Origin of the sequence: Pseudomonas sp. MBLB4136, assembly GCF_051904765.1 — a bacterium.
In the GTDB taxonomy this organism is placed as follows: Bacteria; Pseudomonadota; Gammaproteobacteria; order Pseudomonadales; family Pseudomonadaceae; genus Aquipseudomonas.
In genome coordinates this window covers 3,615,950-3,637,796 of sequence record NZ_CP196713.1, presented here as the reverse complement: position 1 = coordinate 3,637,796, position 21,847 = coordinate 3,615,950, and the positions used below count along the sequence as shown (strand labels likewise).

At 68.2% G+C, this 21,847-nt stretch carries 24 protein-coding genes; 12 read left to right on the top strand and 12 right to left on the bottom strand.

Translation table 11 applies throughout. The features are described from left to right. Nucleotides 1-204: 204 nt before the first annotated feature. Complete coding sequence (locus ACSX1D_RS16515) at nucleotides 205-1,533, bottom strand: imelysin family protein (RefSeq protein WP_439859542.1); 1,329 nt, start codon at nucleotides 1,531-1,533, stop codon at nucleotides 205-207. 205 nt (nucleotides 1,534-1,738) lie between these two features. Here ACSX1D_RS16515 and ACSX1D_RS16510 point away from each other — a divergent pair, with 205 nt between their 5' ends. Further along, nucleotides 1,739-2,311: a LemA family protein gene (locus ACSX1D_RS16510; RefSeq protein ID WP_439859541.1), complete on the top strand. Its 573-nt coding sequence runs from the start codon at nucleotides 1,739-1,741 to the stop codon at nucleotides 2,309-2,311. Nucleotides 2,312-2,314: 3 nt separating this feature from the next. Then, complete coding sequence (locus ACSX1D_RS16505; protein ID WP_439859540.1) at nucleotides 2,315-3,217, top strand: GIDE domain-containing protein; 903 nt, start codon at nucleotides 2,315-2,317, stop codon at nucleotides 3,215-3,217. A 69-nt stretch (nucleotides 3,218-3,286) separates the two neighbouring features. Here the strand turns inward: ACSX1D_RS16505 and ACSX1D_RS16500 are convergent, their stop codons facing one another. From ACSX1D_RS16500 to ACSX1D_RS16485, 4 genes are all read right to left on the bottom strand, one after another. After that, nucleotides 3,287-5,350 (bottom strand): putative bifunctional diguanylate cyclase/phosphodiesterase, encoded by a 2,064-nt coding sequence (locus tag ACSX1D_RS16500; RefSeq protein WP_439859539.1) that lies wholly within the window; start codon nucleotides 5,348-5,350, stop codon nucleotides 3,287-3,289. Nucleotides 5,351-5,724: 374 nt separating this feature from the next. Then, nucleotides 5,725-6,306, bottom strand: a complete 582-nt coding sequence (gene sodB, locus ACSX1D_RS16495) for a superoxide dismutase [Fe] (protein ID WP_439859538.1) — start codon at nucleotides 6,304-6,306, stop codon at nucleotides 5,725-5,727. A 179-nt stretch (nucleotides 6,307-6,485) separates the two neighbouring features. Next, entirely contained in the window at nucleotides 6,486-7,085 is a 600-nt protein-coding gene (locus ACSX1D_RS16490) for a LysE/ArgO family amino acid transporter (RefSeq protein WP_439859537.1), read from the bottom strand. 5 nt (nucleotides 7,086-7,090) lie between these two features. Then, entirely contained in the window at nucleotides 7,091-7,498 is a 408-nt protein-coding gene (locus tag ACSX1D_RS16485; protein WP_439859536.1) for an ACT domain-containing protein, read from the bottom strand. A gap of 100 nt (nucleotides 7,499-7,598) precedes the next feature. Between ACSX1D_RS16485 and ACSX1D_RS16480 the strand changes: the two genes are divergently transcribed. Then, the gene (locus ACSX1D_RS16480) at nucleotides 7,599-8,495 is read left to right on the top strand and encodes a LysR family transcriptional regulator ArgP (protein ID WP_439859535.1); all 897 of its coding nucleotides are present in this window, start codon (nucleotides 7,599-7,601) and stop codon (nucleotides 8,493-8,495) included. A 54-nt stretch (nucleotides 8,496-8,549) separates the two neighbouring features. Here the strand turns inward: ACSX1D_RS16480 and ACSX1D_RS16475 are convergent, their stop codons facing one another. Further along, the gene (locus tag ACSX1D_RS16475) at nucleotides 8,550-9,608 is read right to left on the bottom strand and encodes a saccharopine dehydrogenase family protein (RefSeq protein WP_439859534.1); all 1,059 of its coding nucleotides are present in this window, start codon (nucleotides 9,606-9,608) and stop codon (nucleotides 8,550-8,552) included. A gap of 174 nt (nucleotides 9,609-9,782) precedes the next feature. On the opposite strand from ACSX1D_RS16475, the gene ACSX1D_RS16470 reads away from it, so the two are divergent. Continuing rightward, complete coding sequence (locus tag ACSX1D_RS16470) at nucleotides 9,783-10,775, top strand: NAD-dependent epimerase/dehydratase family protein (protein ID WP_439859533.1); 993 nt, start codon at nucleotides 9,783-9,785, stop codon at nucleotides 10,773-10,775. 7 nt (nucleotides 10,776-10,782) lie between these two features. Here ACSX1D_RS16470 and ACSX1D_RS16465 read toward each other — a convergent pair whose 3' ends face one another. Next, nucleotides 10,783-11,079, bottom strand: coding sequence for a hypothetical protein (locus ACSX1D_RS16465; protein ID WP_439859532.1), 297 nt, complete (start codon nucleotides 11,077-11,079; stop codon nucleotides 10,783-10,785). 253 nt (nucleotides 11,080-11,332) lie between these two features. On the opposite strand from ACSX1D_RS16465, the gene ACSX1D_RS16460 reads away from it, so the two are divergent. Then, a complete protein-coding gene (locus ACSX1D_RS16460; protein WP_439859531.1) occupies nucleotides 11,333-12,178 on the top strand; it encodes an ATPase in 846 nt (281 codons plus the stop codon). A 66-nt stretch (nucleotides 12,179-12,244) separates the two neighbouring features. Here the strand turns inward: ACSX1D_RS16460 and ACSX1D_RS16455 are convergent, their stop codons facing one another. Then, the gene (locus ACSX1D_RS16455; RefSeq protein ID WP_439859530.1) at nucleotides 12,245-13,294 is read right to left on the bottom strand and encodes an alkene reductase; all 1,050 of its coding nucleotides are present in this window, start codon (nucleotides 13,292-13,294) and stop codon (nucleotides 12,245-12,247) included. Between the two features lie 64 nt (nucleotides 13,295-13,358). Continuing rightward, nucleotides 13,359-13,661 carry an ArsR/SmtB family transcription factor gene (locus tag ACSX1D_RS16450; protein ID WP_439859529.1) on the bottom strand — a complete coding sequence of 101 codons (303 nt, stop codon included), beginning with the start codon at nucleotides 13,659-13,661 and terminating at the stop codon, nucleotides 13,359-13,361. A 157-nt stretch (nucleotides 13,662-13,818) separates the two neighbouring features. Here ACSX1D_RS16450 and ACSX1D_RS16445 point away from each other — a divergent pair, with 157 nt between their 5' ends. Further along, nucleotides 13,819-14,397 (top strand): ACP phosphodiesterase, encoded by a 579-nt coding sequence (locus tag ACSX1D_RS16445; protein WP_439859528.1) that lies wholly within the window; start codon nucleotides 13,819-13,821, stop codon nucleotides 14,395-14,397. A gap of 10 nt (nucleotides 14,398-14,407) precedes the next feature. Here the strand turns inward: ACSX1D_RS16445 and ACSX1D_RS16440 are convergent, their stop codons facing one another. Both ACSX1D_RS16440 and olsB read right to left on the bottom strand, forming a co-directional pair. After that, entirely contained in the window at nucleotides 14,408-15,196 is a 789-nt protein-coding gene (locus ACSX1D_RS16440; protein WP_439859527.1) for a lysophospholipid acyltransferase family protein, read from the bottom strand. A 69-nt stretch (nucleotides 15,197-15,265) separates the two neighbouring features. Then, nucleotides 15,266-16,009 (bottom strand): L-ornithine N(alpha)-acyltransferase, encoded by a 744-nt coding sequence (olsB, locus tag ACSX1D_RS16435; RefSeq protein WP_439859526.1) that lies wholly within the window; start codon nucleotides 16,007-16,009, stop codon nucleotides 15,266-15,268. A gap of 150 nt (nucleotides 16,010-16,159) precedes the next feature. On the opposite strand from olsB, the gene ACSX1D_RS16430 reads away from it, so the two are divergent. From ACSX1D_RS16430 to ACSX1D_RS16415, 4 genes are all read left to right on the top strand, one after another. Then, on the top strand, nucleotides 16,160-17,038 hold the full coding sequence (locus ACSX1D_RS16430; RefSeq protein ID WP_439859525.1) for an acyl-CoA dehydrogenase: 879 nt from the start codon (nucleotides 16,160-16,162) through the stop codon (nucleotides 17,036-17,038). A gap of 237 nt (nucleotides 17,039-17,275) precedes the next feature. Then, on the top strand, nucleotides 17,276-18,433 hold the full coding sequence (locus ACSX1D_RS16425; RefSeq protein WP_439862349.1) for a phospholipase D-like domain-containing protein: 1,158 nt from the start codon (nucleotides 17,276-17,278) through the stop codon (nucleotides 18,431-18,433). 147 nt (nucleotides 18,434-18,580) lie between these two features. Continuing rightward, nucleotides 18,581-19,162 (top strand): DJ-1/PfpI family protein, encoded by a 582-nt coding sequence (locus ACSX1D_RS16420; protein ID WP_439859524.1) that lies wholly within the window; start codon nucleotides 18,581-18,583, stop codon nucleotides 19,160-19,162. 144 nt (nucleotides 19,163-19,306) lie between these two features. Next, a complete protein-coding gene (locus ACSX1D_RS16415; RefSeq protein WP_439859523.1) occupies nucleotides 19,307-19,801 on the top strand; it encodes a hypothetical protein in 495 nt (164 codons plus the stop codon). 47 nt (nucleotides 19,802-19,848) lie between these two features. Here the strand turns inward: ACSX1D_RS16415 and ACSX1D_RS16410 are convergent, their stop codons facing one another. Continuing rightward, on the bottom strand, nucleotides 19,849-20,247 hold the full coding sequence (locus ACSX1D_RS16410; protein WP_439859522.1) for a nuclear transport factor 2 family protein: 399 nt from the start codon (nucleotides 20,245-20,247) through the stop codon (nucleotides 19,849-19,851). Nucleotides 20,248-20,359: 112 nt separating this feature from the next. Between ACSX1D_RS16410 and ACSX1D_RS16405 the strand changes: the two genes are divergently transcribed. Continuing rightward, on the top strand, nucleotides 20,360-20,950 hold the full coding sequence (locus ACSX1D_RS16405; RefSeq protein WP_439859521.1) for a GNAT family N-acetyltransferase: 591 nt from the start codon (nucleotides 20,360-20,362) through the stop codon (nucleotides 20,948-20,950). Continuing rightward, nucleotides 20,947-21,831 carry a carbon-nitrogen hydrolase family protein gene (locus ACSX1D_RS16400; protein WP_439859520.1) on the top strand — a complete coding sequence of 295 codons (885 nt, stop codon included), beginning with the start codon at nucleotides 20,947-20,949 and terminating at the stop codon, nucleotides 21,829-21,831. The genes ACSX1D_RS16405 and ACSX1D_RS16400 overlap by 4 nt, the downstream gene beginning before the upstream one ends. Nucleotides 21,832-21,847: the final 16 nt, after the last annotated feature.

Here is a 21,847-nt window from a genome sequence, read left to right as displayed (position 1 = left end):
AGAATCGGGCGGGCCATCTTAACAGTGCGACGCAAGTTAAATAAGAGAGATTTGCGTTTGCGGTTATGGCGAATGGTCGCACCCCTTAGGTGTTCCGGTCGTGATGGCATGGCGTGGCCTTGTGGCGGGTCGGTCCAGGAAATGTGCGGGCGAAAAAAAGCCGATGCGCTCGGCGAGCGCATCGGCCGGGTGCCTCCGGACCACTTAGAACTGGTGGTCGGCGGTGTCCGGGTTGAGGTCGCCGATGCCCAGCTTGCCGGCTGCCTGTTCGATGGCGCCGGTCTGCGCCACCAGGGCGGCGATGGCGTCGCGGATGATCTGCTGGCCTGCGCTGTTCTCGGCGGCAATCAGCTGGTCGAAGTGCTGGCCGTGTTGCTCGGCGCTGTCGACCAGGGCCTGCAGCTTGGTTTCGGTGGTCTGCAGCTTGGCCTTCAGGCTGCTGTCGGCCTCGGCGTCGACCTGGGCCAGCAGCGAGGACAGGCTCGGGCCGCTGAGGGTGCTGCCGTCGACCTTGCGGTACTCGCCCAGGTAGACGTTGCGAATGCCCTTGGCGTCGTAGAAGTGCGAGTTGTGGGTGTTGTCGCTGAAGCAGTCCTGCTCGTCCTCGGTGGAGTTGGCCTCCAGGGCCACCTTCATGCGCTCGCCGGCCAGTTCGCCGAGGGACAGGCTGCCCATGCCGAACAGCATCTTGCGCAGGCCGTTCTCGGCCGAGTCGGCTTCCAGGCTGGCGCGGTAGTTGTCGGCCACGCCGGGCTGCCACTGGCCGACCATCTCCTCCAGGTCGGCGACCAGCAGATCGGCGGCGGCCTTCAGGTAGGCGCGACGGCGCTCGTTGTGGCCGCCGGTGGCGCCCTCGCCGACCACGAAATCAGTGGCGGGGCGCTCGCCGGCACCGGGGTTGCTGCCGTTCAGGTCCTGGCCCCAGAGGAGGAATTCGATGGCGTGATAGCCGGTGGCGACGTTGGCTTCGGAGCCGCCCAGCTCGTTCAGCTCGGCCAGCATTGCGGGGCTGATGGTGCTGACATCGAGCTTGTCTTCGCCGACCTGGATCTCGCTGTTGGCGATGATATTGGCGCTGGCGCCGGGGTTACCCAGGGCATGCTGATAGTCGCCGGCCACGTAGTCGATCAGGCCTTCGTCCAGGGGCCAGGCGTTGAGCTGGCCTTCCCAGTCGTCGACCACGACATTGCCGAAACGGAACACTTCGCTCTGCATGTAGGGCACGCGGGCGGCCACCCAGGCATCGCGGGCGGCCTGCAGGGTGGCCGCGGTCGGGTTGGCCAGCAGGGCGTCGATGGCGTGCTGCAGGGCCTCGCCGGTGCTGGCCGCGTCGCTGAACACGGCCAGGGCCAGGTCGGCGTAGTGCGCGACCACGGCCTTGCCGGCAGCTGCGTCGATCGCGCTGACCTTGGCTACCGCCGCATTGGCGGCGGGAACGGCAGCTTGCGTGGCTGCGGCCTTGTCTTCGCCGCAACCGGCGAGGGAAATGGCGATGGCCAGCAGGCTGGCGGAAGCCAGGGGCATACGAATCATGACGACATCCTTATAGGTGAAGAGGTGAGCGGTGTGCGCGGCTGTGCGCGAAATCGTCAACATAATGCGAAAGATTTGCATTAAGCGCAAAGGGATATTGCCTCCGCTCGATAGAAAACCCGTGCGCCGGGTCTGCGCGTTTCGCCGCAGATGCCGTTAGAATGCCGCCACGCATCCCATCTGCAGCCGTTATGGAGAACACCGCATGAGCCTGAGCAGCGTCGCCTTTCTCGTCATCCTGGGCCTGGTCGCCGCCTACGCGGTGATCCTCTACAACGGCCTGGTACGCCTCAAGCATGGGGTCGGCAAGGCCTGGTCGAATATCGATGTATTGCTCAAGCAGCGCCACGAAGAGCTGCCCAAGCTGGTGGAAACCTGCAAGCAGTACATGCAGCACGAGCGCACCACCCTGGAGCGGGTCATCGCCGCCCGCAGCGCCGTGGCCAGTGCCCGTGAACAGCACGATGTGGGCGCCCTGGGCAAGGCCGAGAGCGGCCTGCGTGCCGGCCTGGGCCAGTTGTTCGCCCTGGCCGAGAACTACCCGGAGCTCAAGGCCAACGACAGCTTCCAGCACCTGCAGCAGCGCATCAGCGGCCTGGAGAACGGCATCGCCGACCGCCGCGAGCTGTACAACGAGGCGGTCAACCTGAACAACGTGCGCATCGAGCAGTTCCCCGACGTGCTGATCGCGCGCTTCTTCGCCTTCAAGAGCGCCGAGCTGTTGCAGTTCAGCGAGGCGGAGAAGGCCGACGTCGACCTCAAGACCCTGTTCGGCTAAGCCGTGCCGTTCGATGAGTCGCTGATCGGCCTGGCCGTCAGCCTGGCCGTCAGCCTGGCCGCCACCGCCGGCGGCGCCTGGTGGAGCCTGCGGCGGTTGAGCCAGGCGCGGCACCTGCTGGACACCCCGACCTCGAAGATCCGCTCGGCCGCCCAGGGCTATGTCGAGTTCTACGGCGTGCTGCGCGAGCAGGCGGACACCGCGATCGTCGCGCCGCTGACCGGTAAGCCCTGCCTGTGGTGGCGTTTCAGGATCGAGGAATACTGCGGCGATGGCGATAAGCGCACCTGGCGGGTGGTCGAGCGCGGCTGCAGCGAGGGCTGGCTGCTGCTCGATGATGGCACCGGCCAGTGCCTGATCGACCCGCGCGGTGCGGAGGTGCGGCCCTCGTCCCGCGAGGTCTGGCGCGGCAATCTGCGTCACCCGCGGGGGCCGGCGAAGGGCGGCTGGACGGCCTGGCTGGACAGCGGCAAGAGCTACCGCTACACCGAGGAGCGCCTGCACGGCGGTCAGCCGCTGTACGCCATCGGCGAGTTCCGTAGCAGCGGCGGCGGCCGTCAGGGCCTGGACCTGAGTGAGGCGCAGGGGGCGGTGATTCGTGAATGGAAGGGCGACTTCGCCGGCCTGCTGCAGCGCTTCGACAGCGACCGCAATGGTCAGCTGGACGAGCAGGAGTGGCATCGGGTGCGCCTGGCCGCCCAGCTGGAGGCCGAGGATCGCCATCGCCAGCACAGCCAGCGGCCGGCCCAGCACCATATGGGCAAGCCGGGTGAGGCCCAGCCGTTCATTCTCTCCACGGCCGGGGAGGACGAGCTGGCGCGCCAGTTCTACTGGCATGCGGCCGGGGGCGCGTTGTTGTGCCTGGCGGGGGCATTGGCGACGGCCTGGCTGCTGAACGGCCTCTAGGCCCGGCGAGCCTGGCCCGACTGCTAGTCAGGCCGCTCTGCCGCGGCGCCGGCGAGGCCCAGGGGAAGTTCAGAGGGTGGCGGGATTGGCCGCGGCCGCGAGGCGACGGGACTGCTTGAGGTACTGGGTCAGCTCACGCGGCGGCAGCGGCTTACTGTAGAGGTAGCCCTGCCCCTCGTGACAGCCCTGGGCGATGATGTAGTTTTCCTGCTCGACGGTCTCCACGCCTTCGGCGATCACCTGCATGCCCAGGCTGGTGCCGAGCTGAATGATCGCGCGAACGATGGTGGCATCGTCTTCGTCTTCGAGCAGGTCCTGCACGAAACTCTTGTCGATCTTCATCTTGTCCAGTGGCAGGCTCTTGAGGTAGCTCAACGAGGAATAGCCGGTCCCGAAGTCGTCGATGGCGATCAGCGCGCCGGAGCGGCGCAGGCTGAGCAGGTGCTGGGCGGCGGTGGTGATGTCTTCCATCAGGCCGGTCTCGGTGACCTCCAGCTCGAGGCTGCGCGAGGGCAGGCGATAGACTTGCATCAGGTTGTTGACCACCCGCGGCAGTTCGGCATGGTGCAGCTGCACGGTGGACAGGTTGACCGCCATGCGCAGCTCGTCGAAGCCCTGGTCATGCCACTCGCGCAGCTGGCGGCAGGCCTGGTCGAGCACCCATTCGCCGATCGGCACGATGGTGCCGTTCTGCTCCGCCAGGGGGATGAACAGGTCCGGCGGGATCAGCCCGTGCTGTGGATGCTGCCAGCGCAACAGGGCCTCGACACCCACCACCCGGTGGTCGCGGTAGTCCACCTGGGGCTGATAGACCAGTTCGAATTGCTGCTGGGACAAGGCCTCGCGCAGGTCCTTTTCCAGTTCGCGGCGTCGGCGCATTTCGCTGTCGACACTGGCGATATAGAACTGGTAGCGGTTGCGCGAGCGGCTCTTGGCCAGGGTCATGGTCTGCTCGGCCTTCTGCAGCAGCTTCTCGGTGCTGTCGCCGTCCTCGGGGAACAGGGTGATGCCGATGGTGGCGCGCAGGCGCACTTCCTGCTCATCGAAGGTGAACGGGGCCTCCAGGTCGTCCAGCACGCTTTGCGCCAGCTCGGCCGCCTCGTAGGGCTGTTCGATATCGGCCTGGACCAGGGCGAACTGGTCGCCGCCCAGGCGGGCCAGGGCCCCGACTCGGCCGCTGTGGCTGCGCAGGCGGTCGGCCAGGGCAAGCAGCAGCTGGTCGCCGGTCTGGTAGCTGAACTGCTCGTTGATGCCCTTGAAGTCGTCCAGGCCGACGCACAGCACGGCGACGCGACGCTGGCGACGGCCGGCGTCCTCGAGGATCTGGTCGAGCAGCTGCTGCAGCTGTTGGCGGTTGGGCAGGCCGGTGAGGAAGTCCTGCTGGGCCATGCGCTGCAGGCTGCTTTCCGCCTCGCGACGCAGGTGGGTGTTGCGCTCGATGGAGGCGAGCAGCTGGTTGGCGGTGTTGATCCACAGGCCCAGCTCGTTCTTCTCGTTGCCATCGAGCATGGGCAGCTTGTGCTCGCTCGGCCGGTCCGGGTTGATGCGACTGAGGTGGTCGATGATCTTCGCCAGCGGCTTGGTCAGCAGCAGGTGATAGACCAGGTACAGCACCAGGGCCATGGCCAGGGCGCGCAGCACGCCAGAGATGAAGATCACCACCGAGCTGGTGACGAAGTTCTGGCCGTAGACCGCGGTATCGAGGGTGATGTTCAGGTCACCGTAGTATTCGCTGTAGGGGCCGCGGCCGACCAGGCGGGTGGAATAGCTCTGCTCCTTGTCGAGTATCGGGTCGGTCAGCCAGCGTGTCGGCAGCTGCAGCGCCGCGCGGGCCTTTTCCGCGAGCATCGGCTCCTCGGGGTGGCCGATGGAGGCCACGCGCACCGACTCGTGCTGGAACAGGCCCTCGATGACCTGCATGCCCATCTCGCGATCCAGGCTGTAGACCGCCTGGGTGGAGGGGTCGCGGAACATCCCGAGAATGCGCTGGGCATCGTCGTTGACAGCTTGTCTGGTCTTGTACGCATCGAAGACGATCTGCCCACAGCTCAGCACCACACCGACGGCCAGGGCCGAGAGCAGCACGACGCGTAGCAGCTTCAATGACAGGCTGTTCTGGAGTTCCAACTTCAAATGGCGATTCCTTGTGCGATGCCAGAGGCGTCAGACCGGTGTGAGTATTGGCAAACTCTCGGGGGCCGTCAAAGGGCCCTGGCCTCGAGTTGCGGCGCCAGGCCTGGTGCATGCCCACTTGAACTGTGTCGGCACGCAGCAATAGGGACTTGAGCGCCAACGGTGCCATATCCGCGTCCAGGCGTCATCACGATTCGGCAACATTGTGCGGTAGGAGCCAGGCGCGGCTCGGGCGAGCCGTCAGCCATGTGGGGCGGGTGGATGAGTGGCGCGCCGCTCAGGTCGCCGAGGCGCTCTGCGGTCGCGCCTGGGGCGGGCTCCAGAATGCAAGAAACCCGGCATAGGCCGGGTTTCTGGTGCGTGGACGCGAGGTCTTAGGCGGCGTAGTTCTTGGCTACGAAGTCCCAGTTGACCAGGTTCCAGAACGCCTCGACGTACTTCGGACGCAGGTTGCGGTAGTCGATGTAGTAGGCGTGCTCCCACACGTCGCAGGTCAGCAGCGGGGTGTCGCCGCTGGTCAGCGGGCAGCCGGCGCCGATGGTGCTGGCCAGGGCCAGGGAGCCGTCGGCCTTCTTCACCAGCCAGCCCCAGCCGGAGCCGAAGGTGCCGATGGAAACCTTGCTGAACTCTTCCTTGAACTTGTCGAAGGAACCGAAGGCTGCGTTGATCGCGTCGGCCAGGGCGCCAGTCGGCTGACCACCGCCGTTCGGGCTCATGCAGTTCCAGTAGAAGGTGTGGTTCCAGACCTGCGCGGCGTTGTTGAAGATGCCGCCCGAGGAGGTCTTGACGATCTCTTCCAGGGACTTGCCCTCGAACTCGGTGCCCGGCACCAGGTTGTTCAGGTTTACCACGTAGGTGTTGTGGTGCTTGCCGTGGTGGAATTCCAGCGTCTCTGCCGAAATGTGCGGCTCGAGGGCGTTCTTCTCATACGGCAGCGGCGGCAATTCGAAAGCCATGGTCTATCTCCTACTCAGGTCAGGTGCGGTGTGCGCGAGGCCGTTCACGGGCGGCCGGACAAGCGGCGGGAATTTCTATTCCTTGGCGCCGCAGACCCGGGATCATAGCACCGGGGGCAAGGCTTAACCACGCAACAACTGTGTGGGAAAAACCGGTGCCAGGGCCCTGGGCCGTCGGCTCAGCGGCCCAGCAGCAGCTGCAGGGCGATGACCAGCATCATCGTCGCCACGGCCAGGTCGATCAGCCGCCAGGTGTTCGGCCGCGCCAGCCAGGGTGCGAGCCAGGCCGCGCCCAGGGCCAGGCCGATGAACCAGAGCAGCGAGGCGCTGGCGGCGCCGAGGGCATAGGCGCCGGGAACCGGCTGCTGGGCGCCGAGCGAGCCGATCAGCAGCACGGTATCCAGGTAGACGTGGGGGTTGAGCAGGGTCACCGCCAGGGCCGTCAGCAGCACGGCGCGCCGCGAACGTGGCGCCGCTTCGGTCTCGCTCAGAGCCTGCGGACGCCAGGCGCGTCGTAGCGCCTGGCTGGCGTAATAGAGCAGGAACAGCGCGCCACCCCAGCGTGCGATGCCCAGCAGCAGCGGGCTCTGGCTCAGCAGGCTGGCCAGGCCGAAGACCCCGGCGCTGACCAGTACGGCGTCGCACAGGATGCACAGCAGGGCGACCGGCAGGTGATGTTCGCGGCGCAGGCCCTGGGCCAGCACGAACGCGTTCTGCGCGCCTATCGCCATGATCAGGCCGATGGCGACCAGCAGTCCGTTGCTGTAGCTCTGCCACATGGCCGTCACTCCGGAGTCGCCGCGGCCGCCAGGGCGCGGAGGGTGGACAGGGCGCGCTCGGCTCGCTCGATGGGCACGAACAGGTGGTCGTGGTAGTAGCCGGCGATCACGTTGCAGCTCACCCCCGCCTGGGCCAGGGCTGCAGAGAAAGAAGCGGTCAGGCCCACCGCGGCCAGGGAGGAGTGCACGTGCAGGGTGATCCAGGCCGCGACGTAGTCGTAGCCCAGGCCGCGGGCATCGGCCTGGGCACGGGGCAGCACCAGGGTCAGGCCTTCGCGCTCGTGCATGCGGGCGAGCGGCTCCAGGCCCTGGCAGTCGGCGTCGTGGGGCAGGCTGCAGAATACGTACTGGCCCGGGTTCAGTTGCGGCTCCATGTGCTGCAGCAGGCGGGACAGATCGGTTTCGCCGGACATGGCGGGCTCCTCGGGCAATGGGCTGGGAAGGTGGCCAGTGTGTGGCGCCTGGCTGTATAAGAAAAACCAATAATGCTCATTACTCATTAGGAGAAATGATTTGTTCGACTACAAGCTGTTGGCGGCCCTGGCTGCGGTGGTGGAGCAGGCTGGCTTCGAGCGCGCCGCCCAGGTGCTGGGCCTGTCGCAATCGGCGGTGTCTCAGCGGATCAAGCTGCTCGAGGCGCGGGTCGGCCAGCCGGTGCTGGTGCGGGCCACGCCGCCAACCCCCACGGATGTCGGTCGGCGCCTGCTCAACCATGTGCAGCAGGTGCGCCTGCTCGAGCGGGACCTGCAGGGCCAGGTGCCGGCGCTGGACGAGGGCGGGTTGCCGGAGCGCCTGCGCATCGCCCTCAATGCCGACAGCCTGGCGACCTGGTGGGCCGGCGCGGTGAGTGGGTTCTGCGCCGAGCAGCGGGTGCTGCTGGACCTGGTGGTGGAGGATCAGGAGGTGGGCCTCAAGCGCATGCGCGCCGGCGAGGTGGCGGCCTGTGTCTGCGCCGCCGAGCGGCCGGTCGCCGGCGCCCGCTCCTTGCCCTTAGGGGCCATGCGCTACCGGGCCCTGGCCAGCCCGGCGTTCATCGCCCGGCATTTTCCGCATGGTGTCGAGGCGCAGCGCCTGGCGCGGGTGCCGGCCATCGTCTTCGGTCCTGACGACCTGCTGCAGCACCGCTACCTGGCCGCCCTCGGCGTGGAGGGGGGCTTCGCCCACCACCTCTGCCCGTCGTCCGAGGGTTTCGTGCGCCTGGCGTGTGCCGGATTCGGCTGGGGGCTGGTGCCGGAATTGCAGGTCGAGGGCGAACTGGCCAGGGCAGCCCTGGTGGAAGTCCTGCCCGGGCGGCCGTTGGACGTGCCGCTCTACTGGCACCATTGGCGCAGCGGTGGCGAGTTGCTGGCGAGCCTGACCCGCCACCTGCAAACGGCGACGCGGGCCAGCCTGGTGCCGCTCGCCGGGTAGCGGCCGCCATCTGCGCCTCCGGCCAGGCACCGCAGCCGCCCGCGCGCCTGGCGGTCAGGCGATGAGGATTTTCCCGCAGCCGGGCAGCTGCTCGATGCAGCGCTCGCCGAGCAATTGCGAGGGGGTGAGGTAGCCGCCATGGCCGCCGTAGGCGAGCAGGTGGGCTACGGCCAGGAGCATGCCGTGCACCGTCACCTCGTAACCGTTGGCGGTCTCCAGGCGTCCGCGCTTGATCGCCCCGGCGGCGTTGCGCACCTCGCCCCAGAGCCAGGTGCGGCTGCGATTGCGGCTGCTCTGATCGGGGCCCTGTACGCGTTTGTCGACCAGGCCCTTGAGCCAGCCCTGCACCCGCCGGCGCGCGAGCAGCGGGCGCAGCGGGTCGGCCAGGCGCATGGCCACGGCCACGGTCACCGGCGTCGGCAGGTACACCTCGATATTGCCGATGCCGGTGGAGTAATAGGCGGTCGCCACGTCACCCCAGGGGATGGTCACGGCCGGCCTGGCGCCCCGGCCAAAGTCGATGGTGCGCCGCTTGTAGCCGAGCGGCACGTCGGTGATCAGGCCTTGGCGGCGCACCTTGCCACCGAGGCCCAGGCCTTCCACGGCGGTCTTGGCGGTGCCCGGCGACAGACCGCTGGCGCTGTCGAAACCCAGCGCCAGGTGGCTGGCATCGGGCAGCGCCCGGTGCAGGCAGGCGGCCAGGCAATCGCTGGGAATCACGTCGAAGCCGGCCCCGGGGCAGACCACCAGGCCCAGCTCGCGGGCCTTGTGGTCGAAGCCGTGGACGGTCTCGAACACCTCGATCTCGCCGCTGATGTCCAGGTAGTGGGTGTGGCTGGCCAGGCAGGCCTGGAGCATCGGCAGGCTGGTGGCCGAGAAGGGACCTGCGCAGTGGGCGACCACGGCGATGTCGGCCAGCGCCTCGCGCGCCCGCTCGCGGTGCTGCAAGTCGAAGATCCGGCACTCCAGGCCCAGCCGGCTGCCCAGGGCGTGCACCGCCGCCGGGTTGCGGCCGGCCAGTATCGGCGTCAGTCCCTGGCGCTGCGCCTCCTCGGCCAGCAGGCGGCCGGTGTAGCCGTTGGCGCCGTAGATCATCCAGTGTCGCTTGGCCATGCGCGGGCTCCTGTTGCGGGCAATGGCTAACAGCGTAGACGCAATAGGTACAGGCACCGGTTCAGTCGCGCGGCCCTGAGGGCGGCGGCGCGGGTGCGTGTGCGCGTCGACCGGGCGTGCCGGCGGCGGCGCTGCTAGAGTGCGCCACGGGGTCAATGCAGGGGAAATGGGGCGATGAAGATTCTGGTTACCGGGGCAAGCGGATTCATTGGCGGGCGTTTCGCCCGTTTTGCCCTGGAGCAGGGGCTCGAGGTGCGGGTCAACGGACGCCGGGCCGAAGCGGTCGCACACTTGGTCAAGCGCGGCGCCGAGTTTGTCCAGGGCGACCTGGGCGACGCGGCCCTGGCCCAGCGCCTGTGCCGCGACGTCGAGGCGGTGGTGCACTGCGCCGGCGCGGTGGGCGTGTGGGGTCGCTATGCGGACTTTCACCAGGCCAATGTGCAGGTCACCGAAAATGTTGTCGAGGCATGCCTGAAACAGCATGTGCGCCGTCTGGTGCACCTGTCGTCACCGTCCATCTATTTCGACGGCCGCTCCCATCTGGGCCTCCGGGAAGAGCAGCTGCCCAAGCGCTTCTTCGACCACTACGGCAGGACCAAGTATCTGGCCGAACAGCAGGTGTTCGGGGCCCAGGAGTTCGGCCTGGAGGTGCTGGCGCTGCGCCCGCGCTCGGTGACCGGGGCCGGCGATACCAGCATCTTTCCGCGGCTGATCAATATGCAGCGCAAGGGCCGCCTGGCGATCATCGGCAATGGCCTGAACAAGGTCGACTTCACCAGCATGGCCAACCTCAACGATGCCCTGTTCAGCGCACTGCTGGCGGCCGGCCCGGCCCTGGGCAAGGCCTACAACATCAGCAACGGCGCGCCGGTGCCGCTGTGGGATGCGGTCAACTATGTGTTGCGCGGGCTCGACCTGCCGCCGGTGACCCGCCACCTGCCCTTCGCCCTGGCCTATGGTGCGGCGGCGTTGAACGAGGGCGTCTGCCGGCTGCTACCCGGGCGCCCGGAGCCGACCCTGTTCCGCCTGGGGATGGCGATGATGGCCAGGGACTTCACCCTGGATATAGGCCGCGCGCGCGAGTACCTGGACTACGACCCGCAGGTCAGCCTGTGGACCGCGCTGGATGAATTCTGCCAGTGGTGGCGGGCCCACCATCCGGGCTGACGTCCGCTCAGACGTTGACGCGCTGACCGCGATAGATGCGCTGGGCGCTGCGGGCCGGGCGCTCGGCCACGCCACCGGGGCTCGCCGACGCCGGCGTGCCGGCGGCCGGCTCGAACGGGCGGTCGCTGAAGCGCGCCAGGCACTGGCCCAACTGGCGGGTCTGTTCGTCCCGCGAGGCGCGGCAGGCACTGAGCATGGCGCCGACCGAATCGGCCTGGCTCAGGCGGATGTCCAGCGCCAGCTCCTCGCGCAGGCGGCGGCGCAAGGTCGTCATGCAGTCCAGCACTTCTTTGGTCAGTTCCATAGGCCCCCCTGTGATGATTCCGCCTGGCTCGGCGCTGCAGCGTCCCGAGCCTTGCAGCGGGTGGCAAGGTGCAAGCAAGGTGCGTACCAGCTCACCGGGAGCGGAACTCGGCGCCTGTTGGCGGGTCGATGGGCCATTGCTCTGCCCGCACACGGTGCACGGCGCACCGGCTTGGCGCAGCGCTGAAGCGCCACGCGTGAAACGTTATACTGCGCGGCATTTCGCTCCCTCGGCGTTTCTTGAAGGTTTACCCATGCGTAACGATGCTCACGACGATTTCGATGATGTGCCCAGCCTGACGCCCGACTCGCGCGATCGCGATGATTTCGATAGCGCTTATCCCGCGTCGGCGCGGGCACCCGGCCATGGCCGCGCCGCTGCCGCCCCGGCCAAGGGCGCCAGCACCGGGCCGCTATGGGCGCTGGTCGGCGCCCTGACCATCGCCCTGGGCGGTCTCGGCTGGTGGAGCTTCCAGCAGATCAGCCTGATGGAGCAGCAACTGGTGGCCACTCAGGAAAGTTTCGCGCGCATCAGCGAGGACGCCGCCGGGCGTATCCAGGACATCTCCGGCAAGGTGGTGGCCACCGAGTCGACGGTCACCACCGGCAGCGAAGCGCTGAAACTGCAGGTCAAGCAGCTGGAAACCAGGCTGGCCGAGCTGGGCAAGCAGCAGCAGGGTGCCGCCGGCCAGTCCGGCGATCGTGACAAGCGCATCGAGCAGCTGGCGACTGCGTTGAAGAGCCAGCAGGGCGCGACCGGCCAGTTCGAGGCGTCGCTGAAAAGCCTGAGCGGCGCACAGGCGGCGTTGAAGAGCGAACTGGCCGCGCTCAAGGGGGCGCAGAACGGCCTGGGCAAGCTCGAAGGCCAGCTCAAGAGCCTGAATGAGGAGGTGGCCGCGCTGAAGAAGATCGGCAACCCGAGCCAGGCCATCGGCCGCCTGGAGCAGGACATCCTGGTGCTCAAGAGCGACCTGGAGAACCGTCCGGCGCCGAAGAGCAACACCGCCGAGTTCGATGCCTTCCGCGCGCAGATGACCCGCCACATCAGCACCCTGCAGGCGCAGATCCAGAACCTGCAGGCGCAGATCGACGCGCGCTGAAGCCCGCCGCTCAACAGAAAGCCCGCATCGCTGCGGGCTTTTTTGTGGGCGTCGAATCGACCGGCCCTACAGTCGTGGGTAGTCGATATAGCCAACCGCCCCGCCACCGTAGAAGGTGTCCGGTCGCGGCTCGTTGAGCGGCGCATCCTGCTCCAGGCGCGCCGGCAGATCGGGGTTGGCGATGAAGGGGATGCCGAAGGCCACGGCGTCGGCCTTGCCCTCCGCCAGCCAGGCGTTGGACTGGGCCTTGGTGAAGCGCTCGTTGGCGATGAACACGCCGCCGAAGGCCTGTTTCAGGCTTGGTGCCAGACTGTCGTCGGCTTCCTTCTCGCGGGCGCAGATGAAGGCAATGCCGCGCTTGCCGAGTTCGCGGGCGACGTAGGTGAAGGTCTCCTTGGGGTTGGAGTCGCCCATATCCTGGGAGTCTCCTCGTGGTGCCAGGTGCACGCCGACTCGGCCTGCGCCCCAGACCTCGATGGCCGCGTCGGTCACCTCTAGTAGCAGGCGGGCGCGGTTCTCGATGGAGCCGCCGTAGCGGTCGTTGCGCTTGTTGGTGCTGTCCTGGAGGAACTGGTCGAGCAGGTAGCCGTTGGCGCCGTGGATTTCCACGCCGTCGAAGCCGGCGGCCTTGGCGTTCTCCGCGCCCTGGCGATAGGCCTCGACGATGTCGGCGATTTCCTCGGTCTCCAGGGCGCGTGGCACCGGGTGTTCGCGCAACGGCCGCAGCAGGCTGACGTGGCCCTTGGCGGCGATGGCGCTGGGCGCCACCGGAAGCTCGCCGTTGAGGTAGACCGGATCGGAGATGCGTCCGACATGCCACAGCTGCAGGACGATCTTGCCGCCGTGGGCGTGCACCGCCTTGGTGATGTTGCTCCAGCCGCGCACCTGCTCGGCCGACCAGATGCCGGGGGTGTCCGCATAGCCGACGCCCATCGGCGTGACCGCGGTGGCCTCGCTGATGATCAGCCCGGCCGAGGCGCGCTGTACGTAGTACTCGGCCATCAGGGCGTTGGGCACACGGCCGGCGTCGGCGCGGCAGCGGGTCAGCGGCGCCATGATGATGCGGTTGGCGAGTTCCAGCTCGCCGATCTTGATCGGGTCGAAAAGCGTAGGCATGGGTGATCCTCCGTCAGGGGCATGCGCCGAGGGTTTGACTAAGCAATGTTGGGACAGGCGCGGCCTACAGCTCGTGGCTGATATGCCGTAGAAAGGCCTGGATGCAGTCTTCGTTGCGTTTGAAGAAGTGCCACTGGCCGACCTTCCTGCTGGTCACCAAACCGGCTCGCTGCAGGGTGGCCAGGTGCGCCGACACCGTCGACTGCGCCAGGCCGGTGCGCTGTTCGATATTGCCGGCGCACACGCCCAGCTCCAGCGGGTTTTCCTGATCGGCGAAATAGGCTTCTGGGGTCTTTAGCCAGTGCAGGATGTCGCGGCGCACCGGGTGGGCCAGGGCCTTGATCACTTCATCGATATCGATGGGCATAGTCGGATGTTCCAAGAGTGGCTGTATCGCTATATCGCGAATTAACGAAATATATATCGACATTATCCGATTTGCACTTCGTTTGCGGCGATAGTGAGCATCGATTCGGCTGATGGGGTGGCTGCCGGATGCGTGGAGAAGGGGGTAAGCTCGCCGGATGAACTACCTCGCACACCTGCATCTCGGCGGCGACGCGCCGGCGCAACTGCTCGGCAGCCTGTATGGCGACTTCGTCAAGGGGCCGCTGGCCGGGCAGTGGCCGGCGGACATCGAGGCGGCGATCCGCCTGCACCGGCGCATCGACGCCTTCACCGACAGCCATCCGCTGCAGGCCCGCGCGCGGGCGCGCTTCCCGGCCGAGCGACGGCGCTATGCCGGCATCCTCCTGGATCTGTTCTTCGATCACTGCCTGGCGTTGCACTGGGCGGACTATGCCGAGCAACCGCTGCAACAGTTCACCGCCCGGGTCTACCGCCTGCTGGCCGCCGAGCCGGCGCTGCCCGGTCGCCTGGCGCTGATCGCGCCACGCATGGCTGCGCAGGACTGGTTGGGCAGCTACAGCGAGTTCGCCGTGTTGGAGCAGGTGCTCGCCGCCATGCAGCGGCGCCTGTCGCGGCCCGAGGGGTTGGACGGTGCCATGGTTGAGCTGGAGCGCCTGTATGTGCCGCTGACTGAGGACTTCCACTTGTTCTATCCACAGCTGCGGCGCTTCGCCGAGGACCAGCAGCGCACCTAGCGGACGCGGCTCAGGCGGCCTGGCTTTGCTCCACCGGGGCGGACGGTGCGGCGGCCGTGGCAGACAGCGCGGCGCTCACCGCCGCCTGGGCTCGGCGGGCCAGCTCGTTGCGATTCAGCCCGTGGCTGGCGATGGGCGTGAGCAGTTGGATCTCCACCTCGGCCACCTCGCTCTCGAGCAGGCGCAGCAGGTGCGAGAGCATGTCGTCGTCGCCGATAAAGGGCGCGATGGCGCAGAGCGCGCCGCCGCGTCGGTAGCGGATCGCCAGCGGCTGCAGGGCCACGCCAGTGTCGATGGCACTGCTCAGCAGGCGGCCGTGGAAGGTGCGCACCTGCTGGCCGTCAGTGGTGGTGCCTTCCGGGAAGATCAGCAGATGGCGACCGCGGCGCAGGTGGCGAGCGAGCTGCTGGTTGAGCAGGCCGCTGTCGCCGGCGCCGCGGCGAATGAACAGGGTGCCAGCCTTGTGCGCCAGCCAGCCGGCCAGCGGCCAGCCGCGCACCTCGGCCTTGGACAGGAAGGACAGCGGGGCGAGCGCGCCGAGCAGCGGGATATCGGTCCAGGACACATGGTTGCTGACCCACAGCATCGGCTCGTTCGGCAATTCCCCCGTCACCCGCAGGCGCAGCGGCAGGACGCCGGCGAGGCGGGCGAGGAACCAGCGGCTCAGGCGTTGGCGGGTGGCCATCAGGTCGTGGCGCACCAGGCGCTCGAGCAGGCTCAGCCCGGCCGCCAGCAGGGTGCCCAGGGCGAGCACGGCCGCCAGGCGCAGCAGGCGCCAGTACACACGCAGTTTCTTCATCGGGACTCCAGGGCGGGCAGGGACGCGCCGGCACTGTCTACACAGCGCCGGCGTTCCTGGCAAGCGCGATCAGACCGCGGCCTTGAAGTGCCGGGCGTAGCGCGGGCAGAGCTCGTCGCGCTTGAGCAGGATGAACAGGTCGGCGACCTGAAAGTCCGGGTCCCAGCACGGCTCGCCGCAGATCTTCGCGCCCAGGCGCATATAGGCCTTGAGCAGCGGCGGCATCTGCGCGATGACGTTGCCCGGCACCTCCAGTGGCGGCAGCGGGGTCTTCGGCTCGGCGCGCAGGTGTTCGGTACACAGGTGGCGTTCGCGCAGGCGCTGCATGATCGCCTGGGCCTGGATGCCGCCGTCCTGCATGGGGATGCTGGCGCAGCCCATCAGGTAGCGGTAGCCGCCCTGGTTGAGCACCTCGGCCAGTTCGGCCCAGAGCACGGCGATGGTCGCGCCGTTGCGGTAGGCGGCGTCCACGCAGGTGCGGCCGATCTCCAGCACCGGGCCCTCGAGGTTGGGCAGGCCGTGCAGGCTGAACTCCTCCTCGCTGTAGAAGCGGCCGAGGCCGGCGGCGGCCCGGTGGTCGAGCAGGCGGGTGGTGGCCACCAGCTCGCCGCTGGTCAGGTCGCGCACGCCGATGTGGCTGCAGTGGCCATCGTAGTCATCCATGTCCAGGCCCTGCTCGGCGCCCTTGAGCTTGGCATCGAACTCGCTGCTGAACACGCGATAGCGCAACGCCTGGGCTTCACGCAGGGCGGCGGGGCCGAGCAGGCGCTCGGCCTGCAGGCGGCGCGCGCTGTTAGGAGCGTTATGGGTCATGCCTAAGCCTCCATATTTGCCGGCTTTATGCTCTTGCGGCCGGTCGAACTTGTTGGGCAAGCTCAGGCTAGGCAGCCGTGGTGTCACCTCGGTGAAACTTCGGTGATGCTTGTGTGACAGCGGCCCCATCAACAGTCGAGGAATCCGTCCATGCCCTGGCAACGCCTGCTGCAACCCCAAGACCGCCTGCCCGCCGCCAGCCTGGACGAGTGGTACGCGGCGTTGCTGGAACGGCTGGGCAATCCCTCGCCCTTCGAGCTGGCGTTGCTCGGCGGTCGTCTGTCCGCCACCCCGGGGCTGGCCTTTCTCGCCGGCTACCAGGGCGCCCTGCGCGTGCTCTGGCCCTCGGCGCCGCGCTCCCTGGGGGCGCTGTGCGTGACCGAGAACAACAGCGTGCGCCCGGCGGACATGGGTACGCGCCTGCGTGGCCTGGCGCTCAGCGGGCGCAAGGATTTCGTCACCGCCGCCGACGCCGCCGACTGGCTCCTGGTCGCCGCGCGCGAGGAAGAGCAGGGTCAGGCGCCGCGCCTGGCCCTGGGGGTGGTGCACAGCGGGGCGCCGGGCGTGCGCATCGAAACCCTGCGCCCCATGCCGATGATGCCGGACATAGGCCACGCCCGCTTGCACCTGGAGGGCGCCCACTGCCAGCGCCTGGCCGGTGACGGCTGGGACGACTACGTCAAACCGTTTCGTAGCATCGAGGACCTGCACGTGCTGACCGCGGTGTGTGCCTGGCTGCATGGCGTGGGGCGCGAGTCGGCCTGGCCGCAGGCCCTGCAGTTGCGCCTGCTGGGCCTGCTCGCCGCCTGTGCCGAAGTGTCCCGGTTGAGCGCCACGGCGCCGGCCAGCCACCTGCTGCTGGGCGGCCTGTTCGCCCAGTTCGCCGCCCTGTCGGCGGACCTGGACGCCGCCTGCGCCGCCGGGCCGGCGAACTGGGCGGCGATGTGGAAGCGCGACAAGGGCCTGCTGGAAATCGCCGAGACCGCGCGCAGCAAGCGGCTGCACAAGGCCCTGGCGGCCGTCGGCTGACGGGGTCGCCAGGCCTTCGCCAGAGCTGGCGGCAGTCGACAGGCGGCGCCCCGGGTTGCGCTGCCGGGCCCATCGCCGAGGCGCATGCGCTCTCGTCGAGCTGCAGCGCCGGCGCGGCGGTTTGCTCGGCACCGCGCGGACGGCTATCGTGGCGCCAGCTTCGCTTGCCTGCCGAGGATCTATGCGCACACCGCCCGCCCCGTTGCGCTGCAACCCATCGCCCATGCCGCCACGCTGATGCCCGGGGCCATCTTTCCCTGGCGCAGCGGCAATCGCTTCGCCTTGCTGTGCGACGGCGCAAGCTTCTTTCCGCGCATGCTCGAGGCGATCGACGCCGCGCAGCGACTGGTCGAACTGGAGCTGTACCTGATCGAAAGCGGCGCCTGCAGCGATGCGCTGGTGGACGCGCTGTGCGGCGCGGCGCAGCGCGGTGTGCAGGTGCGCTGCCTGTTCGATGGCTATGGCGGCCAGGCCTTGCAGCAGGCCGACCGGCTGCGCCTCAGCGTCGCCGGGGTGCAGTTGCACTGGTACAACCCGCTGCGCTGGCGGCGCGGCATGCGCAACTTCTATCGCGATCACCGCAAGTTGTTGTTGGTCGACGGCGAGCGGGCGTTCGTCGGCGGTACCGGTTCGACGGACGAATTCTGGCGCCCTGGAGAGGCACAAAGCCTCTGGCACGAGGTGATGGTGGAGATCGCCGGCCCCCTGGTGCAGGACTGGCGGCAGCTGTTCGAGCATCAGTGGCAAGCGTTCAGCGGGCGCCAGGTGTGGCGCCGCCGGTCCCTGCCGGGCGTCAAACGCCTGCCCTCGCCACCGCCCGAAGGTCACGGCTGGGGGCGCGTGGCCTATGCCGATGCGCGCCAGCACCGGGACATCCTACAGGCCCTGGTGCGCGCCTTGCGCGGCGCGCAGCGGCGCATCTGGCTGGCCACGCCCTATTTCCTGCCGACCTGGAAGGTCCGCCGCGCGCTGCGCAAGGCCGCCGCCCGTGGCGTCGAGGTGTGCCTGCTGACCAGTGGCCGGCACAGCGACCATCCGCCGGTGCGCTTCGCCGGCGAGCGCTACTTCCCCAAGCTGCTCAAGGCCGGCGTGCGCATCTTCGAATACCAGCCGCGCTTTCTGCACCTGAAGATGGTGCTGGTCGACGACTGGATCAGCGTCGGCTCCTGCAATTTCGATCGCTGGAACCTGCGCTTCAACCTCGACGCCAACCTGGAGGCCCGCGATCCCGCGCTGACCGATGAGGTGCTGGCCTGCTTCCAGGCGGATTTCGCCGAGAGCCTGGAAATCAGCCTGGCGCTGTGGCGGGCCCAGCCCTGGTGGCAGCGCGTGCAGCAGCGCCTGTGGGGCTGGCTGGACCGGCTGGCGGTGAACCTGCTCGATCGCCGCCGCTAGGCCCAGGTGTGGCTGGGGCTGTCGCCGCCAGCCGTCGCGCAGTTCGGCTTCGGACCATGGTCGCTGACGCAGATTGGCGCGAATGCCGGTCTACTTCTTAGGCGGCGGATATTCCTTTCGCCCAGAACCTTGGTCAGGAGAGAGCCAATGGCTGCGAAGAGAGTTCTGATGCTGGTCGGCGACTACGTGGAGGACTACGAGGTGATGGTGCCGTTCCAGGCACTGCAGATGGTCGGCCATAGCGTCCATGCTGTCTGCCCGGACAAGACCGCCGGGCAGTCGGTGCGCACCGCGATTCACGACTTCGAAGGCGAGCAGACCTACAGCGAAAAGCCCGGGCACAACTTCGCCCTGAACTTCGATTTCACCGAGGTGCAGGCCGAACACTACGACGCCCTGCTGATTCCCGGCGGCCGGGCGCCGGAATACCTGCGCCTGAACCCCCGCGTGCTGGCGCTGGTGCGGGCCTTCGCCAAGGCCGACAAGCCGATCGCCGCCATCTGCCATGGTGCCCAGTTGCTGGCCGCGGCCGGGGTGCTCGAGGGGCGCGAGTGCAGCGCCTTTCCAGCATGCGCGCCGGAGGTGCGTCAGGCGGGCGGCAGCTATGTGGATATCGCCGTGGATCATGTGCATGTGCAGGGCAATCTGGTCACGGCCCCGGCCTGGCCGGCCCACCCGACCTGGCTGGCCGCCTTCCTTCGCCTGCTGGGGACGCGTATCAGCCTCTAGAGGCGAGGTTTACGGAGCGCTAGGCGATGAGCGACCGTTCGTCGCGGCGGTCGGCTAAAGCCGCGCGCCATTGACCGGGGTCAGCACTTTTCCTGCGCGTGTGGCCTAGCCTTGCCCCAGTGGTGGCTTTTCCAGGGGGATTGCATGCACCGTAGGATGTCCGACCGCAGTGACGAACGCCGGCAGCGCCGGGACAGCGTCCGGGCCTGGCCGTATCGCGATCCGATGAAGTGTGCGTCGACGGCGACGGCCGTGCTGCATTACCTCGAGAGTATCGGCTACGAGCGGCCTCGGCCCGAGGAGGAGCGGCGTCTCATCGAACTGGCCCGCGCCGACCGGGGTGGGGCCAGTGCAGCTCTGCTCGAGCGCTATCGGCTGCTGGTGCTGTGCCTCGCCCAGGACTGCGTCGACCGCGGCCTGGCCCTGCCTCGACTGGTCGAGGCAGGCAGCCTTGGCCTGTCGCACGCCCTGCAGCGCTATGACCTGGACTCGGCCTGTGGCTTCACCCTCTACGCGGCCTGGATGGTGCGCAGTCGTATCGAGTACGCCGTGCAGGAGCACAGTGGCAGCATCCGCCTGCCGCTGGCGGCGGCGCGCAAGCTGTACCGCTACCTGCGCGGCCTGCACGAGCGTCAGTAGGGCGCCGGTTGCCAGGCGTCCAGGCCCACGCTGGGCGATCGAGAGCCTCAGCCGACCTGGGCGATCCAGTCGTTGAGGTTGTAGTAGTTGCTGATGCGCGCCACCTTGCCGTCCTTGATCTCGAAGAAGGCGCCGGCTGGCAGCTCGTAGGTCTGGCCCTGGGCCGGGGGCAGGCCTTCGTCGTCGGCCAGGTATTCGCCGTGGACCACGAACTCGGCGGCGGCGCGGCTGCCGTCGGCGTTCTGCATCACCACGATATCGCTCAGGCGCTCGCGGTAGCAGCGGTTCATCTTGTCCATGAAGGCGGCGAAGGTGGCCTTGCCCACCTGGCGTTCGCCCTGGTTGATGTCGTGCACCACGTCCTCGTCGAGCAGCGCGAGGAAGGCGGGCATGTCGCCGGCGTTGAAGGCGGCGTAGTAGGCCTGGACGAGTTCGGTAGCGGTCATGGCAATGCTCCAGTCGCAATGGGGAAAGTAGGAATGGGTCGACATGATAGTTTCGGCCTCTCATGCCGGCTTAGTCGCCTGCGTCACCTCCCTGCGACGGAACGACCTTCCTATGGACATCCGCGTGCTGCACGGCGCCGCCATCGCGCCCTATATCGACGACCTCGCCCGCCTGCGTATCACCGTATTCCGCGAGTTTCCCTATCTCTACGACGGTTCTCTGGCCTACGAGACCGAGTACCTGCAGACCTACACGCAATCGGCCGACAGCCTGGTCGTGCTGGTGCTCGATCACGAGCGCGTGGTCGGCGCCTCCACCGGCCTGCCGCTGACCGATGAAACCGAGGAGTTCCAGCGGCCCTTCGCCGCGCAGGGCTGGGATACCGAGCGAATCTTCTACTTCGGCGAGTCGCTGTTGCTCCCGGAGTACCGCGGCCAGGGCCTGGGCGTGGGCTTCTTCGCCAAGCGCGAAGGCTTCGCCCGGCGGCTCGGACGCTTCGACTGGTGCGCCTTCTGCGCGGTCGAGCGGCCCGGGGATCACCCCAGGCGCCCCGCCGACTACCAGCCGTTGAACGAGTTCTGGGGCAGACGCGGCTATCAGCACCATCCGGAACTGCGCACCGAGTTCGTCTGGCAGGACCTGGACGAGCGTGCCGAGTCGGCCAAGCCCCTGTCGTTCTGGTTGAAGGAGATCCGTCCGTGATCAGGCTCGCCGCCTGCCAGTACCACATCGACCTGCTGGAGAGCTGGGAGGCCTACGCGGCCCACCTGACCGCCCTGTGCGAGGAGGCAGCGGGACAGGGCGCCCGGCTGCTGCTGTTGCCCGAATACGCCGGACTGGTGCTCAGCGGCCAGCTGCCGGCGGCGCAGCGCGGCGACCTGCACGCCTCCATCGCCGGCATCCAGCCCCTGCTGCCGGCCTGGCTGCAGCTCTGCGAGGACCTGGCGCGGCGCCTCGGCGTCTACCTGCAGCCCGGCTCGCTGCCGGTGCTGGACGCCGACGGTCGCTACCGCAACCGTGCCTGGCTGTTCGGCCCCGAGGGCAACCTGGGCAGCCAGGACAAGCTGATCATGACCCGCTTCGAGCGCGAGCAGTGGCAGATCGACGCCGGCGCCGGCCTGCGCGTGTTCGACACCGCCCTGGGCCGCCTGGGCATCCTGATCTGCTACGACAACGAGTTCCCCATGCTCGCTCGGCAACTGGCCGAGGCCGGCGCCGACCTGATCCTCGCCCCCAGCTGCACCGACACCGAGGCCGGCTTCTACCGGGTGCGCATCGGCGCCCAGGCGCGCGCCCTGGAGAACCAGGTTGCCGTGCTGCAGGCGCCTACCGTGGGCCTGGCGCCCTGGTCGCCGGCGCTGGACGAGAATATCGGCCGCGCCGCGCTCTACGTACCCTCGGATTACGGCCTGCCGGCCAATGGCGTGCTCGCCGAAAGCGCCGAGCTCTGTCCGTCGCGCAGCCAATGGCTGATCTGTGAGCTGGACTTGGATGGCGTGCGCCGGGTGCGTGAGCAGGGTCAGGTGTTCACCCGCCGCGACTGGCCGGAGCAGTTCGCCGCCGCGCGCCTCGACGACGTCTGAGGCGCGGCGGGCACTC